The sequence below is a fragment of the Chryseolinea sp. H1M3-3 genome (assembly GCF_029360725.1).
Classification (GTDB): Bacteria; Bacteroidota; Bacteroidia; order Cytophagales; family Cyclobacteriaceae; genus Chryseolinea.
This window is the reverse complement of record NZ_JARKMY010000018.1, coordinates 44,918-61,457: the sequence shown is the minus strand read 5'-3', so window position 1 is coordinate 61,457 and position 16,540 is coordinate 44,918. Positions and strand designations below refer to the sequence as shown.

General features: G+C 42.2%; 12 protein-coding genes and 1 tRNA gene. 7 read left to right on the top strand and 6 right to left on the bottom strand.

The window, feature by feature from the left end; genetic code table 11:
• Positions 1-59: 59 nt before the first annotated feature.
• Entirely contained in the window at positions 60-1,700 is a 1,641-nt protein-coding gene (locus P2W71_RS24300; protein ID WP_276374012.1) for a pyruvate dehydrogenase complex dihydrolipoamide acetyltransferase, read from the top strand.
• A 51-nt stretch (positions 1,701-1,751) separates the two neighbouring features.
• Positions 1,752-2,288, top strand: a complete 537-nt coding sequence (gene hslV / locus P2W71_RS24295; RefSeq protein WP_276374011.1) for an ATP-dependent protease subunit HslV — start codon at positions 1,752-1,754, stop codon at positions 2,286-2,288.
• 46 nt (positions 2,289-2,334) lie between these two features.
• On the opposite strand, the gene P2W71_RS24290 is transcribed toward hslV, so the two are convergent.
• The 5 genes from P2W71_RS24290 to gap all read right to left on the bottom strand — a co-directional run bounded on the left by P2W71_RS24290 (position 2,335) and on the right by gap (position 8,330).
• Positions 2,335-3,453, bottom strand: a complete 1,119-nt coding sequence (locus P2W71_RS24290; protein ID WP_276374010.1) for an AI-2E family transporter — start codon at positions 3,451-3,453, stop codon at positions 2,335-2,337.
• Positions 3,454-3,461: 8 nt separating this feature from the next.
• A complete protein-coding gene (locus tag P2W71_RS24285) occupies positions 3,462-4,646 on the bottom strand; it encodes an aspartate aminotransferase family protein (RefSeq protein WP_276374009.1) in 1,185 nt (394 codons plus the stop codon).
• Positions 4,647-5,386: 740 nt separating this feature from the next.
• Positions 5,387-5,821: a hypothetical protein gene (locus P2W71_RS24280; RefSeq protein ID WP_276374008.1), complete on the bottom strand. Its 435-nt coding sequence runs from the start codon at positions 5,819-5,821 to the stop codon at positions 5,387-5,389.
• Between the two features lie 145 nt (positions 5,822-5,966).
• A complete protein-coding gene (locus tag P2W71_RS24275) occupies positions 5,967-7,154 on the bottom strand; it encodes a DnaJ domain-containing protein (RefSeq protein WP_276374007.1) in 1,188 nt (395 codons plus the stop codon).
• Between the two features lie 177 nt (positions 7,155-7,331).
• The gene (gene gap / locus P2W71_RS24270) at positions 7,332-8,330 is read right to left on the bottom strand and encodes a type I glyceraldehyde-3-phosphate dehydrogenase (protein WP_276374006.1); all 999 of its coding nucleotides are present in this window, start codon (positions 8,328-8,330) and stop codon (positions 7,332-7,334) included.
• A 183-nt stretch (positions 8,331-8,513) separates the two neighbouring features.
• On the opposite strand from gap, the gene P2W71_RS24265 reads away from it, so the two are divergent.
• The 4 genes from P2W71_RS24265 (at position 8,514) to P2W71_RS24250 (ending at position 12,063) form a co-directional block, all read left to right on the top strand.
• Positions 8,514-8,585: transfer RNA gene (locus tag P2W71_RS24265), tRNA-Glu, on the top strand.
• A 117-nt stretch (positions 8,586-8,702) separates the two neighbouring features.
• Positions 8,703-9,101 carry a hypothetical protein gene (locus tag P2W71_RS24260; protein ID WP_276374005.1) on the top strand — a complete coding sequence of 133 codons (399 nt, stop codon included), beginning with the start codon at positions 8,703-8,705 and terminating at the stop codon, positions 9,099-9,101.
• Entirely contained in the window at positions 9,080-10,645 is a 1,566-nt protein-coding gene (locus P2W71_RS24255) for a hypothetical protein (RefSeq protein WP_276374004.1), read from the top strand. Before P2W71_RS24260 ends, P2W71_RS24255 begins: the two co-directional genes overlap by 22 nt.
• Before the next feature lie 467 nt (positions 10,646-11,112).
• Positions 11,113-12,063: a glycosyltransferase family 2 protein gene (locus tag P2W71_RS24250; protein ID WP_276374003.1), complete on the top strand. Its 951-nt coding sequence runs from the start codon at positions 11,113-11,115 to the stop codon at positions 12,061-12,063.
• Between the two features lie 163 nt (positions 12,064-12,226).
• On the opposite strand, the gene P2W71_RS24245 is transcribed toward P2W71_RS24250, so the two are convergent.
• Positions 12,227-12,394 (bottom strand): hypothetical protein, encoded by a 168-nt coding sequence (locus P2W71_RS24245; RefSeq protein WP_276374002.1) that lies wholly within the window; start codon positions 12,392-12,394, stop codon positions 12,227-12,229.
• A 441-nt stretch (positions 12,395-12,835) separates the two neighbouring features.
• On the opposite strand from P2W71_RS24245, the gene P2W71_RS24240 reads away from it, so the two are divergent.
• Positions 12,836-16,327 (top strand): sensor histidine kinase, encoded by a 3,492-nt coding sequence (locus tag P2W71_RS24240; RefSeq protein ID WP_276374001.1) that lies wholly within the window; start codon positions 12,836-12,838, stop codon positions 16,325-16,327.
• Positions 16,328-16,540: the final 213 nt, after the last annotated feature.

The window sequence follows — 16,540 nt, the reverse complement described above, 5'->3', positions numbered from 1 at the left end:
AATTCGGCTTATTTAAACCTATTTTTGGCCTTCAAAAAAACTAAAGGTAATTCAAAGCAATGGCAGAAATAGTACGAATGCCCAAAATGAGCGATACCATGTCAGAAGGGGTGGTAGCAAAATGGCATAAGAAGGTGGGTGACACCATCAAGTCTGGAGAATTGATGGCCGAGATCGAAACCGACAAGGCTACAATGGACTACGAATCTTTCAATTCCGGAACTGTATTGTATTTAGGGGTTCAGGAAGGACAGGCTGTAAAAGTGAATGATGTATTAGCCATTGTCGGGAACCCCGGGGAAGATTATAAACCATTGCTGGAAGGTGCGGGATCAAGTCAGAGTTCGTCGGCACCCAAGTCAACGGAATCAAAAGAAAACAAAGCTACTCAACCAGCTGCGACAGCAACGGCCACCGCTACGGCAATCGATACTTCGGGCATTAAGGCTGAAGTAGTGTTAATGCCGAAAATGAGTGATACCATGTCGGAGGGTGTTATTGCTGCCTGGCATAAAAAAGTGGGAGATACGGTCAAGACCAATGAACTGTTGGCAGAGATCGAAACGGATAAAGCCACGATGGAGTATGAGTCGTATAATGCCGGTACTTTATTATACATCGGAACAGAAGCCGGCAAATCTATTCCAGTAAACGGTGTGCTTGCCATTATTGGTGACAAAGACGCCGATTGGAAAACGTTGCTGAAAGCGCATGAATCAAAAGCCGCCGGCGGAGGAGCATCTGCATCGAAACCGGAAGAAAAAAAGGCCGTTGCCGCACCACAAGAAACAAAACAAGCGGAAACGTCCGCAGCCCATTCCAATGGCAGGATCAAAGCGTCGCCGCTCGCAAAGAAATTAGCCAAAGATAAAGGATACGATATCGGAAAAATTTCCGGCTCAGGGGAGAACGGCCGCATCACAAAAGTAGATGTGGAAAATTATAAGCCTGCTGCACAAGCGGCTCCTGCAAAAACGGAAGGTAAGGCCCCGGTGGTATTACCCAAAGTTGTTGGAGAAGAAAGCTTTGAAGAAGTTCCGGCATCACAAATGCGAAAGACCATCGCACGTCGATTGTCCGAAAGCAAATTTACGGCACCCCATTTCTATGTTACGATGGAAATCAATATGGACAAAGCCATTGAAGCCCGTAAGAGCATCAATGAAATCAGTCCTGTGAAGATTTCGTTTAATGACATGGTCATTAAAGCTGTAGCTGCGGCGTTGCGTCAGCATCCTGATGTTAATGTTAGTTACCAAAATGATAAGATGAGGAAGAATCATCACATTCACATTGGCGTGGCAGTTGCCGTTAAGGATGGTTTGTTGGTTCCTGTCATTCGGTTTGCCGATAATAAATCGCTATCGCACATCGCCGTGGAAGTAAAAGATCTTGCTCAAAAAGCACACGATAAAAAACTTCAGCCGGCCGATTGGGAGGGGAGTACATTTACGGTTTCAAACCTGGGAATGTTTGGTGTAGATGAATTCACGGCCATCATCAACACGCCCGATGCCTGTATCCTCGCCGTTGGAGGTATAAAAGAAACTGCTATCGTGAAGAACGGCCAGCTCGTTCCGGGAAATGTGATGAAGGTTACCCTTTCGTGTGATCATCGTGCAGTAGACGGCGCTGTGGGTGCTGCGTTTCTCAAGACCCTCAAGGGACTGTTGGAAGACCCCGTTAGAATATTAATATAAATTAATTCAATAAGCCCCGGAATTCATCCGGGCTTTTTTATTTTTATCGATATGGAAAAAATTCATGCAACAACCATCATCGCGGTTCTCCATAACGGACAAATTGCTATTGGTGGAGATGGACAAGCTACAATGGGTAACTATGTTGCAAAAAGCAACGTGCGGAAAATACGCAGACTACAAGACGGGAAAGTGTTAGCAGGTTTTGCGGGCTCGACGGCCGATGCATTTACTTTAATTGAACGTTTTGAAGAGAAATTAAATACTTATGGTGGCAATATGAAACGTGCCGCGATCGAGTTGGCGAAAGACTGGCGTATGGATCGTTTCTTGAGACGGCTTGAAGCCATGTTGATCACCGCCAACAAAGATGAAATTTTAGTGCTTTCCGGAACCGGTGATGTATTGGAGCCAGACAATCAGGTAGCAGCCATTGGATCTGGTGCAATGTATGCGCAAGCTGCAGCTCTCGCACTAAAAAAACATGCTCCTCATTTAACAGCAGAAGAAATTGTCCGGGAAAGCTTAAACATCGCGGCAGATATCTGCATTTACACGAATCACAATTTGGTCATCGAAAAAATGTAAGCGCAATTCACTTGGCTTTTACATTGCGCGGCAGAGCACAATGCAGTTAGGGAAGGTTTTCGATCTCCTCCATTGCTTTCCCGGTTTTTTCCACAGAGGGTGGTTGAGCCGGTATATCTACTTTCGGGTCAGGACGATCTTTATCTTCCAGTAAGATGACGAACGGCTTAAGGTGTTCTGAATGGGAAAGTAAAATCTTTAATACACCTATACCTGGTACTGCCAGAATCATTCCCGCGATGCCCAGGATTTTTCCTCCAATTACCAACGCGATAATTGCCGCCAGCGCATTGATACTGACTTTTGATCCGGTGATACGCGGGGTAATAAAATTGCCTTCTAAGAATTGTACCACGGCAAATACGATAACAACCCCAATGGCATACCACATACTGTCCTTGGTAATCAGTGCCATGATCAAAGGGAACAATGCACCTATAATAATTCCAACATAAGGAATGATCGTCAGCACTCCTGAAAGTATCCCAAAAAAAATCGCATGATCAATTCCTAAAGCCAGCAGTCCAATACAATTCAGCGCGGCAATGATCAATGTCACTAAAGTCAGGCCCGAAATGTAGCCTTGCACCACCCGCTCCATATCTTTTTTCCACACAAACTCGCCTTCTCCGGGAATTAGGCTTACAAAGAAGTCTTTAAACTTGTCGCGATAAATTAAGATTAGGAAAATGTAAATCGGAATCTGGATTAAAATTGAAAGTGTGTTCGTGGTTGATATCAAAACGTCGCCCAGATAGACGCTAACTGTCCGCATCGATTCACCTAAATATTTATTCTGTTCGGACGTACTGATACCAAAATCGCGGCGCAGTGTGCTGCTTACCTGGCTGATATAGTTTTCCAATTTAGCCTGAAGATTCGGAAGGTCATTGATCAACCCTACCACCTGATTTACAATAAGCCAGATCAGCAATCCCAGTAAGATAATGGTAATTGCTAAGACAATGGTTATCGAAAGTGCCGTGCCGATTTTTCGCCTTTCCAATTTTTTAATAATTGGTAGCATTACAATGGATAGAAAGCCGGCGAAGGCTAAAGGCACTACGATATCTCTGGCAAGAATGGCCGCCGTGATGGATAAGGCAATGACAACCAAAAGCTTGTAGGTGTAGTCAAGCCGGTCGAAAGGTTTAGGATTGGACATAAACGAATTTAGACATTATCAATGGCCCTTAAAATGGTTTCGCACGACTCTTCAATTTGTTTTTTTGTAATTGTCAGGGGTGGTGCAATACGAAAGCTATATGGATGAGATAAGAACCAGTAACAAATTATTCCGAATTCTTTTGCCTTTAGCACGATCTTCGAAACCAATGCTGCGGACTCAAAATCAATAGCGAACATCAAGCCTATTCTTCTCACTTCTTTAATTTTAGGATGCTTGAGCAGTGATTCAAACAGTCTTCCTTTTTCCTCTACTGTCTCTAACAACCCCTCATTTTGGATAACTTCAAGTGTTGCAAGGGCTGAGGCACAACACACAGGGTTACCACCAAAAGTAGTGATGTGACCCAACATTGGATCATGGGTGAGGCATGCCATTATTTTTTTATCGGATACGAAAGCGCCGATAGGCAGTCCTCCTCCGAAGGCTTTGGCTACCGTTAAAATATCGGGTGTGATACCAAATTGCTCGAACGCGAAGAGGGTTCCCGTACGGCCCATGCCGCATTGGATCTCATCCAGAATTAGCAATGCACCCGTTTCATTACATTTTTTACGGAGTGCTTTCATGTAATCCCGGGAAGGTATTCTAACTCCGGCATCGCCCTGTATTGTTTCTACGATAACGCATGCAGATCGTTCCGTTATGAACTGAAGGTCATCAATAACATTAAAGTTAATGAAGTTGATATCAGGTAATAATGGTCTGAACGCCTGCTTCTTAATTTCGTTTCCTGAAACACTTAATGAACCCTGGGTACTGCCATGGTACGACTTGCGGAAAGAAACAATTTCGGTTCGGCCTGTAAACCGCTTGGCAAGTTTCAGGGCTCCCTCGTTAGCCTCGGTTCCTGAGTTTACCAAATAGCAGCAATTGAGATTGGGAGGAAGAAGACTTATCAATTTCTTAGCTAGTGCGTTGGAGGAAGCTTGAACATATTCGCCATAAACCATTACGTGCAAATAACGATCAAGTTGATCTTTGATCGCTTGTATGACATAAGGATGGCGATGCCCGATATTACTTACACCAATACCTGAAATAAGGTCTGTATAACGCTTATTATCAGTGTCATAAATGTAAATACCTTCAGCATGACTTACAGTAATTAATGAAGGTGAATCAGTGGTTTGGGCTAAATGATTGAGGAAGGTCTCTTGGCTGAAGTCCATGCCTAAAACTAGGTAGAGAATCTGAATGCAGAAAATTCAACGCGAAAATAGCCGACTCGACTGGTCTTTATTTTGTGCAAAAAAAAAATCCCGCGAAGGCGCGGGATCAAAAAAACTAAACATCCACTAAAATGGGGGCCTTTAAAAAATGGGCTAGGCGATTAAAAAATATTATTTCCTCCGGTTGCTATTATGCATTAACGGATATTGATACGATCATACCGATGAGTACCACCAGTGATAAAATTGCTAATTGTCTTAACCGTGGATTCATCTTTGAAACCGGTCTGTAGTTGCTGTAGTTAACATTACTTGAATAAGCCATAATCGAGGGTTATTAAATGTTGTTCTGATGATTCAAATGTCGGCATTTCGAGAGGCTGCTTGCCACCCGGAATTCATTCAAATCCTACATCGGTATTCTTATAATTATCAATTGAGATTGACGACGGCTAAATAAAAATTTTTAGTATTCCCTGTTTCGAGCGAGTGTTTTTTCATCTTAGAAAGTGATCGTTTGACAGCTTAGACCTTCCATTTGACGGTATAGCCAGGCCTTGGAAAAATTCTACCAGGGTTTCAATCCTGACTTTTAATGAAGGCAGATATTAGACAGCTTTTAAGTTTTTTTTGAAAACTATACTTTTTAATGCTGAAATGTTACATGAGTGAAATAAGCGTAAAAACAAAATTATCAAGCGTTTAGCTAATTCTGCTTCGAGTATAGTTTCGTTGAGTCATTACGCATCATTAACTTTTAAAAAATCAATTACCTCTTGGCGCACATTACGGATTCTTGTTTCATCAAAGGGTTCTGTAGCAATTGACTTAAAAAGATCGCTAACAACAGACGGCTTAAAACCAAGGGCAGTTGCATAAATGGTAGCCACTTCAAGCTCAACATCCTCTACCACTTCATCCAGGTAGATCATGTAGACCAGGTGATAAATTGCTTCCAATTTCACCACCTTATCATTAATGGTTAGGAATTTCAAATCGGTTATATCTACATTGGCTTGCTTCAAATCTTCGGTCTTGAAGTTCAGTTGAAGACCCCACTTTAACAGACATCTTAAAAAGCGGCTGTCGATTTTTTCATTTCCCAAAAAAAGGGCGAGAATGTTAAAATAACTTTTCTTAACGGATGCTAAATGTTCCCTGGTATTCTCATTCATACGATTTTTAGTTTGTATGACTCCCTCGAAGTCAGCGTTAATAATTTTGGTAAAAATACACCATCAGACCGCCATCTACAAAATCTTGCACTCCTAACCGGATTCGCTGTTTAATTCTATATTATGGCTCTTGGGTGAGGCTGAATTAGTTCTTCCGTACTTTGCAATAGCGTTTATACATCGGCTCCATCTCCGTATCGCCTAGCCTTTTTGCTGTGCTTAAATCGGTGCAAACGTTCTCAAGATTTTGAAGTTCCACATTGGCGGTAGCTCTTAGAATATAAGGTTTACTTCGTTCACGCCGCAAAAATATGGCCCAGTTGCAGTCGGTTACAGCTTCCTCGAAATTTTTAAGCTGGATGTTCGTCCTAGCGCGCGCTTCGAACAAATCAAAGTAAATATCGGGTGCATCGGCCGGGTTCATGATGACCTCAAAAGCGGCGCCATAGATCTCACTCAAGTTCTCTTTAAATATCTTCTTCCCGTAACTAAAATAATAGAGGGCTTCCTCCGGGTTCTCCAGCTTTTCCAAATTCAACATTCCAATCCTGTACACGAGTTCCAGGTTGTAAGGGCGAAGGTTATGCAACTGCTTTAATGATTGTACCGATTCTTTATAGTTACCCAAGTAGTACTGACATAAGGATAACTGACGGATCGTTTCAAATGACGCGGGGTCCTCATGATTTTTAAGAACCCTATAATATTGGACCGCGCCTGAGAAATCCTGGGTGTTGAATTTTTGATTGGCCATCGTCCGAAGGGCATGAACAAGGCTATCGCGGGCATAGTTGTAACGATATTCTAATGGGTCCCCGGTTTTTAATTCATAGATGGTTTTGAAAGCCTCATCGAACTGGCCTTTATTAAATAGCGTGTCGACATGTTTTAATGCATTCGAGGTTGCGAGGAACCGGGCTAGTTGTTGTTGTTCTGTATAGTACTGTGCAGAATGAATAATGGCAAAACAAAACCCAGCAATTACAGTAAAAACCAGGAAGGCCAGCCCTTGAATTTTAACATACTCTTTATCAATGCGGTAATGCTTTTCCTGCATGCGTTGCCATTGATAATACCGCATTTTGTTTATCTCTCGTTGATAGTCAAGGGGGGTCGCGTAGGTCAGATTAATTTGTGAATCGTACCGTGATTTTTTTAAGCCGTCGGATAACGTATGGTAGGCCTCATTAACCACCTTGAACATTTCTTCCGCCTCCTTTGAACCGGGATTATGATCTGGGTGATACCGCATGGCCAGCTTTTTATAAGCAGCGCGGATTTCAGCAGCGCTGGCTGAATAAGTAATTCCTAATATTTCGTAATAATTCGCCATCTCCCTCGAACTATAACGTTTTTTACGTCCGAGTTGCCTGTTACTAACCGAAAAAAGTCGTCCCTACGTCGTGCAGGAATGTAAATTGCCTGATTATTAAATAGTTTGTGCGGTGACCCAAAAAAGAAAAGGGGTGCCTTTTCGAGACAACCCCTTTTAAGTATGTAAAGAAGCTACTTAGAACTTGGCTAATTCCTGAACCAAATCAATCAGCTTGTTAGAATAACCCCATTCGTTGTCATACCAAGCAACAACCTTAACGAATTTATCATTTAGTGCAATACCGGCTTTTGCATCAAAGATTGAAGTGCGTGCATCTCCAAGAAAATCCTGGGACACCACTTCGTCTTCTGTGTAACCGAGAATACCTTTCAGTTCACCTTCACTGGCTTCTTTCATAGCGGTTTTGATATCTTCGTAAGAAGCAGCTTTTTCTAATTTAACCGTAAGATCAACTACAGACACATCAGGTACCGGTACCCGGAACGACATGCCCGTAAGTTTTCCTTTTAATTCCGGGATAACCAAAGAGACCGCTTTCGCCGCGCCGGTAGAAGAAGGAATGATATTTTGATAAGCGCCACGGCCACCGCGCCAGTCCTTTGCAGAAGGCCCGTCAACCGTTTTTTGAGTAGCTGTTACGGCATGAATGGTGCTCATCAAACCTTCAGCAATTCCAAATTTATCGTGTAATACTTTTGCCAGCGGAGCGAGACAGTTAGTAGTACATGAAGCATTCGAAACGATCGTATGTTGAGCGTTTAATTTTTTGTGATTTACACCCATTACAAACGTTGGCGTATCATCTTTTGCAGGAGCGGAGAAGACAACTTTTTTAGCGCCGGCTGCAATGTGTTTCTGTCCATCCGCTTGTGTTAAGAACAGTCCCGTAGATTCAATAATAATTTCAGCGCCAACTTCTGACCATTTTAAATTAGCAGGATCCTTTTCAGCAGTAACACGAATTTTTTTTCCGTTAACGATAAGGTTACCATCTTTTACCTCTACGGTGCCATCAAATTTTCCGTGAGTCGAATCGTATTTCAGCATGTATGCCATATAGCTAGGCTCTACAATGTCATTGATCCCAACAATCTCAATATCTTTACGATTGATAGCCGCCCGGAACGCGAGGCGACCGATACGGCCGAATCCGTTGATACCTACTTTTGTCATTTGTTTGTCTGGTTAAATTTTTTGAGATGCCAAAAATAAACGACCAGATGGGCAAAACCAACCAAAAGGAATAGGGTTTTTTAAACTTTTTATCGCACAGGTTTGCAAATAAGTATCGTCGATCTATATTTGCACCCTCTTTTTACGGTTACAGAAAAAAGACATACTTTCGCAACCTCAATTGGTCTGTTCGTCTAGGGGTTAGGACACCAGATTTTCATTCTGGTAACACGGGTTCGATTCCCGTACAGACTACAACAAAAATAAATGCCTGGCAACCAGGCATTTTATTTTTTAACGTATTGAAATTCCGCCGGGGTTGTGAGTAAGGTTTGAATATGGAAGCTTCTTGTACGGAAAAGCCATGAACATTTGAACTGCGGACAATCTTCGAACGATTATCAAACCCGGAGCTTCCGAATACGCTCTATTGAATTCAAACCTGCACATGCCATTAACAATAAAGATGAGATGGGAAAGATGTTTCGTCAATGGCAAACCGACCTGAAGGAATTATCATATTATGACAAGGGTGAGATCCACGATAAGACTTACCACGTTGGGCCTATTGTAAAATTTAAAAAAAATATATCCGTAGACCCTGCGCCCGTCAGCCAGGTTGCTGCCGAGAGTTACGATTTTATTATTTGGGACTTATGCCGGAAAATTCTTGAGGGCCCGAGTAAAGCGAATAATAAAGATGCTGTTGAAGTAACTTACCTAAAGGAGATAAGCTTTATTAACCGCATATGTCTACAGCCGCACGGTTAATTTCTGGGAGCGCTGCTTCATGGGCACAGATAGCTGTGAACATGGCTTCACAAATTGTTTTGGTCCCGATATATCTTAGCTATTGGGACGCGGAAACATATGGCGTATGGCTCGCAATTCAAGGCATCATGAATACCCTTTCTATGCTTGACTTGGGTCACCAGAATTTTTTAGCTTATGAATTTTTGCGCCTCGGACATAACGATAGAGCCGCTCTTGGGAAATACCTATGGTCCGGCGTTGTCATGGGATTAATAATCAGTTTGGTTCAGCTGGTTCTCATCATCCTATTTATCTTTTCCGGCACACTCGCTTTTCTGTTAGGCGAGTCAGGGATCGAAAACAACTCGTTGCTGAATGCAGCGGCTGTCGCTTTATTCCTACAAGGGTTTTCATGGATCGTGTTTGCCACTTCACCGGGTTTGATTGGAAGAGCGCTCGCGGCTTTTGGATATTTCCCAAGAACAGCATGGTGGGGCGTCGTATCTGTGACAGTGACAGCATTAGCTCCACTCGCCGCAGTTATCATGGGAGCAGATCTGATGATTACCAGTCTTGTGCTAGTTATAGGCGCTGCCGTTTATAGCATTCCGATATACATCGACTTCTTTAAACTTCTTAAAAAAGAAAACATTGGGTTCGTCAAGCCATCCTTGTCGCTGGGATATACAAATTTCAGAAAGTCATTACCACTTTTAGGAAAATCCTTATTTGAAAATGTAAGGCAACAAGGTGTGCGCCTGATTTTGACGCCGCTGTCTGGTCCCGTAGGACTTGTAGCCTTTTCTACGATGCGCACTGGGGCAAACGTTGCCTTGCAAGGACTTAATACAATAATAAATCCACTGCTTCCCGAACTAATGCGGTTCTTGCATGCCCGCGATCAACCCCGTACTGAATCCGCTTTTGCCACCATATGGATTTTGGTGATCGCTGTTATGGCTCCTGGCGTTGTAATTCTACAGGCATTCATAGAGCCGTTGTATGTGTTATGGACTCAAAATAAAGTCTCTTTTGATCCCTTACTTTTTGCGTTCCTTTCTTTTGGCGTGCTTGTGTACGCGGTGGTGCAACCTGCCATGGCTGTGGTAATTGGCAATAACTTAACCAAAACTCAGCTGGCACTCACCGCACTGGCTGCGATCATTGTATTTGCTGTGCTGATACTTTCGGTACCGGTTGTTGGGATCGTAGGGGCCGGAGCTGCTTTGTTGCTGGCTGAAATCAGTGCGGCTGTTGGTTATAAGGTTTATGCAAAAAGATGGCTTAAGCAAAATGATTTGCAGTGGCCAAGTCGCTCTTTTCATATTGCCATGGCTGCGCTGGTCATTGCCGGTGTTTCATTAGGCAGTTTGATTTTAGCACCTCAACTGAAGTGGATAATACTTCCTGTCTCCATGATAGTATTTGCATGGAATGTCGTTAGATATTGGAAGATATTGCCGTTGATCGCTAAACAAAACGCAAAAAATATTGTCATGAGGGTACCCGTTATCAGTACAATCCTCTCTCAGGTTCTTCATAAACTAACCGGATCAAAATAACGGCATAACTATATGCTTTACAATCCGGACTTACAGTACGAGTCAGTGAGGTGCGTTAAGACTATTTTTCATTTCTAAAAAAATTGTGAGTGATTGATATTGAGTTTAGAGGACGGTGGCGCGCGGGCTGTATCATCGCTGGGCCATTTTTTATTCAGGGTAGTCACTTCAGAATACGTTAAAACCCACTGAGCTTTTCCGCAGTCTCCTGGTCACTAGTAAACGAAAACAAATATTGGCTCGACTATTAAAATTTCACTTCAGTTATAAAGCTAACAATAGCGCCGGGCGAAATCTGTTAACAATACTTCTGCAATCCGTTGCGACACGTTATAAGCATAAATGTTTGCTTTATGCTTTACAAGTATCCGATCTTCATTAGTTTTATATCGTAAATCGGGATAGTGGCGGCAGCGTAAATGTGAAACTCAAGGCAAACTTCGACGCAAAAAATGTGTTATTCCACCATGAATAAATTACTTACGATTGCTATTCCTACTTATAACCGCGCTAAACTCCTGGATAGACAGCTCACATGGCTTTCTCAAGCTGTTAAAGGTTTTGAAGACGAAATAGAAATTTTTGTATCAGATAATTGTTCAACGGACAATACGCAGGAAGTCATTAACAAGTGGAGGGCACTGTTTAGCAGTGTCACATTTAACACCTGTAAGAATGCAGAGAATATTGGGGTCATGAAGAATATCATGAATTGCCTGAATTCTGCGACTACTAAATATGTGTGGACGATTGGCGATGACGATCCTATTCAAGACCGGGCAATTTCATATACCATTAATAAATTCAAACAGTACGAAGATGTATCGTTACTGCTCCTCAATTTTTCAGGCCGTAACCAAATAACCGGTGAACCTGCTCATCCTCCTACGATCGTTGGCAATCGCTGGTTTGATATTGAAAGTGAAGATGGAACTGGAGATGGAAAAGCGATATTTGAACATTGTATGACGAAGAGTGTTGGCGCGGTGATATTCCTCACAGCAATTGTATATCGCCGTGATTTGTTATTACGCGCTGTCCGGACGTGGCCAGAGGGTGTCGACAACTGGATGTATCTGGCTTATCTGGCTGGCTATTGCGCTGCGAACGGGAGGACCATTGTTACCAAAGAAAATTATCTCGAATGTATTGTTGCTGTGAGTTATTGGCAAAAGGAACCGCAGGCTTCGATGTTAATGCAATTTAAACATGTGCCCGAAGTCGTGGGGAAACTTTCAGAAGCTGGTTATTCCAAAAACTTCTACAGGACGATGATGGTTCGGAATTTCAGAGACGTCAATATAAGAGTCTTCTTAGGGGCTTTACGACGGTGGCCGTCCTTTGCTGTCCGCACCCTAATTCCTTTTTTGACTTCCGTTGGGCGTGCAGTGGTGGGTATGGCTCCTGCACGGAATTGAAGGGCCGCCGTCTCCCTTCGTCGAATCACCACCTACCTTTCGGACAATTAAGCTTTGTTTAGACGTCGCTTCCATCCACTTCGATTTTTCCGATTGGTGGATGTGTGCTAGCAGGCGAATGAAGGATCTTTTGCAGGCTAACGTAGTGCCCAGGCGCCAATTTTTATAAAACGTCAGATCCTTCGCGCCGCAGAGCCATAACGGGAACCCTGCTTACGACATCGGTTATCGGGGCAGCGGGCGCTTCAAACATCCTTCCATTCAATCCTGCCTTAATAAGAAGCGGATAATTAGGATCAGACGTCAGCAAGCCGCTCGCCAAATCTTTCATACCGAGGATATTTTATTCGGCAGTATCGTCGGTTGTAAAGCGAATAAGTTTTTCCTGGCAGTTTTGAAACAGAATAACGTACAAAAGAACATTGTCGAGTAATTTGAAATAAAATAGCAAACAAAGATTATCACCCCTGGATTCCAGGGGTAACACCTCGTTGAATTTTTTAGAAAACCCACAAATCATACCTTTCGTTTTGGTTTGACGAGGTGTCAAGATGTAGGCGTTCATACCAGAACGTGCGCTATTTCCCGAGAGGAGTGTTGGATATTACCATGGAGGATGAATATTTGTTTACTTATTACATCCTAAACTGAGTAATTGAAAATGGTCCTTTTTGAAAAATGACTTAGAATATGTAATTTTTAAATGTGTTACAGAATCATCGGAGAATAATCGATAGCCATTTAGAAATGACTAATTCAATCAGGATTCAACATGAGGTCTTGGAGAAAAAACTGGCTGCCAGAAACAAAACTTATTTTTTATAATTCGAATATTAACGCGATTCCATTATCTTTTTCTTTTCCGGCAATCTTGACCCACTTCCAAATTAGATATACACGATACGCAGTTGTGATATGGGCGGCAGTGATGCTAAGCACCGGAAGCATTTTTGCACAAAAACCACAGACAGAAAAACCACAGTTAAGGTTTCGACATTTAAACGTCAATTTAAATAACAGCCGTATAGAATCACTGTGGCAGGATACCCGGGGCTTTATATGGATCGGTACATTAGGTGGGCTCTACAAATATGATGGTGTTAGCCTGGCGCTTTATCTCGCCTCGGATGATTCAACAAGCATCGATGGAAATCGCCTGGGCTGTTTATTCGAAGACAGCAAAAAAAGATTTTGGTTTGGCACTGAAAAGGGCGTCGGACGTTATAATCGCGAGTGGGACAATTTCACCAGGTATAAAATACAGGATGACTTCGTAGATCCATCTGATCCGACACCAAACAGGATAGGAAGTATCATCGAAGATGAGCATGGAACCATTTGGATTGGAAGTGAACGTTCGGGGCTTCTGTATCTGGATGAAAAAAAACAGACTTTTGTTTCATACTTTAATAATAAAAGCGGCGGTGGAGCACTAAGAGATGCACAGGTAATTTCACTTTTTGCAGCCGGTAACAACACGCTATGGATCGGAACTACGGTCGGCTTGTTTAAACTGAATACCACGACGGGTGGCATTGTCCATTATAGGCACGACCCCAACAATGCCGTTAGCCTGGCCGGTAATTATGTAGAAGATATCCTGGTTGATAAAAAACGTAATTTATGGATCGCTACACATGAAAATGGTCTGGATCGACTCAATTTGGAAAAAGATTCAAGCACCTTCATTCACTATCGCAGCAATATCAACGATATCCGCAGTCTTACCAATGACGATGTTACAACCATCTATGAAGATCGCGGTGGTAAGATTTGGATTTGTAATGAAAATGGGGGACTGCACCTATACAATCCCAGGGAAAATAATTTCTTTCGTTACGCACCAGATCCTGCAGATCCTTTTAGTCTTTCCAATATTTCAGTAAAGGTTATTTATGAAGACAAGCAGGGTAGGCTATGGGTTGGTTCCAATCTTGAAGGCATCGATGTAATGGATAAATATGAATTCCGCTTCGATCATTACTATCAAACGAACAACTTTAAAAGTATAAACAATAACATCGTCAGGAGTTTTATCGAAGATGATCAGGGCAATATTTGGATCGCGACCGATGGTGGAGGATTAAACTTTTTTGATCGAGCGAAAAACGAATTTGATGCCTTTCAACATCATCCGCATGATCCTGCAAGCATTAATTCTAACGCTGTATTGACACTGTGCAATGACAAGGACGGTAATATGTGGATTGGGACCTGGCGGGGTGGCATTAATATTTTTGATTACAATACAAAAACATTTAAAGACTTCAAGCCGGAAATTCATGAGTTAAGTAAGGTCTTCCACATCATGAAGGATGCAAAAGATAACATGTGGATCGGTACCCAGTCAGGTGGTGTTAGCATGTATGACTGGCAGACCAAGAAGTTAACAACTTTTGTTACCAAGCCTCACGACCCCACTAGTCTGGCGGATAACGAAGTGCCAATGATCTTTCAAGAAAGCGCCGGAAATATTTGGCTAGGAACTGAATTCAACGGATTAAATCTTGTGCAGCCTGATGCCAATGGAAATATAACCTTCAAACGGTTTACGCATGTTGTAAAGGACTCTACCAGCATTCCAAACAGCCGGGTGAATCATATTTATGAAGACACCAAAGGGAATCTATGGGTAGCCACTGAAGGCGGGCTCAGCAAATTTTTAAAGGATAAAGGTCACTTCAAAAATTATGGTGTTGAACAGGGGCTGGAAAGCAGTCACATAAAATCCATCGCGGAAGATGATCATGGCGTTTTATGGCTCGGTACCTCACGAGGCATTTCTCGTTTTGACCCAACGAAGGAAACTTTTAGAAATTACACGTATAATGATGGATTGCAACGAGGGGAATTTTCTCGCTACAGTGTTTTAAAAACCAGAAAGGGTGAACTGCTATTTGGAGGCACCAACGGCTTTAACATTTTTCATCCAGATAGTATAAAGGATAATCCCTATTTCCCAGAAGTTTATATTACTGGTTTAAGGGTTTTCAATAAACCCGTACAAATCGGTGAAAAGAATTCGCCCTTGGAAAAACACATCAGTGAAACAAAAGAGATAACACTTTCCTATGAGCAGTCGGTTTTTTCATTCGAATTCATCGCCTTGAATTATACCCACCCTCACATGAATCAATATGCATTTAAAATGGAGGGATTTGAAAAGGATTGGAATTATGTTGGTAATCAACGCACGGCTACTTATACCAGCTTAGATCCAGGCGAATATATTTTTCGGGTGAAAGCATCCAACAACGATGGATTGTGGAACGAAGAAGGCACGTCTTTGAAAATTATTATTACACCTCCGTTCTGGCAAGCGGCCTGGTTTATCGTTTTAGCCGCCATGGTGATGTGTGGATTGATTTACCTGGTGGTTCACTATCGTATCGAACAATTGCGCCGCATCAATATTGCACTCGAGGACAAAGTCAATGAAAGGACTTCACAATTGAAGAACCTTGTTAACGAGCTACAAATAAAACAAAATGAAATTGAGGCTTCCAACAGCGAATTAAAAGAAACGTACAAGCAATTGGAGTCCATCAACGACCAGCTTGACAAACGCGTTTACGAAAGAACATCAAAGCTTGTTAAAGCGAATCAGCAGCTTGATCGTTTTGTATACAGTGCCTCCCACGATCTTAGCGCGCCATTGAAATCAATTCTGGGTTTAATCAATCTCGCTAAACTTGAAAATCGAAATGATGTGCTGAGCCAGCATTTAAAATACATGGAGAATAGCGTTATTAAGCTTGAAGTAGTCATTGAGCATCTTACCCATTTCTCCAGAAATCAAAGCCCCGTAACCCTGGAAAATTTCACATTCAACAATATTGTTGATGAAGTACTTGATGATTTAAAATACTTTGCGAGTGCCAATAAACTCAAAATCATAAAATGTTTTAATGAGGCCGACGCACTCACCTCAGACTTTCTCCGCATCAAAATTGTCTTGAGTAATTTGGTATCCAATGCGATTAAATACAGAGATGCCAGTAAACCGGAGAGCTTTATTAAGATTGGTTTTAATAAAAATGGAACCGCATCTGTCATCGAAGTAGAAGACAACGGTATAGGTATACCACAGGAATATCACACCAAAGTATTTGATATGTTCTTTCGGGGTACAACCAAATCCGAAGGTTCCGGGCTAGGGCTTTTTATCGTAAAAGATATTGTGGAAAAGCTCAAGGGCGAGATCAAAATCAGTTGCCAGGCTGAAGGATCGACCAAATTTACAGTAATACTACCCAATCAATAAGCCTGCATTTAAAAGTTATTTTGGGATTTACGGAGCACGGTGTCAGACCTCAGGGCAAGATTATATTCGGGAAACTTTTTTGTTCACGTGGGTCAATTAAGAAACTTTTTTGGACGCTTCCGCAATCCGTAGTATGCATCTTTAAATTGTCGTCAGCGATTAGATTATTTGGAGTAATGGAAGGTATTACGAGAGGCTACCAGCTTTGCGTCT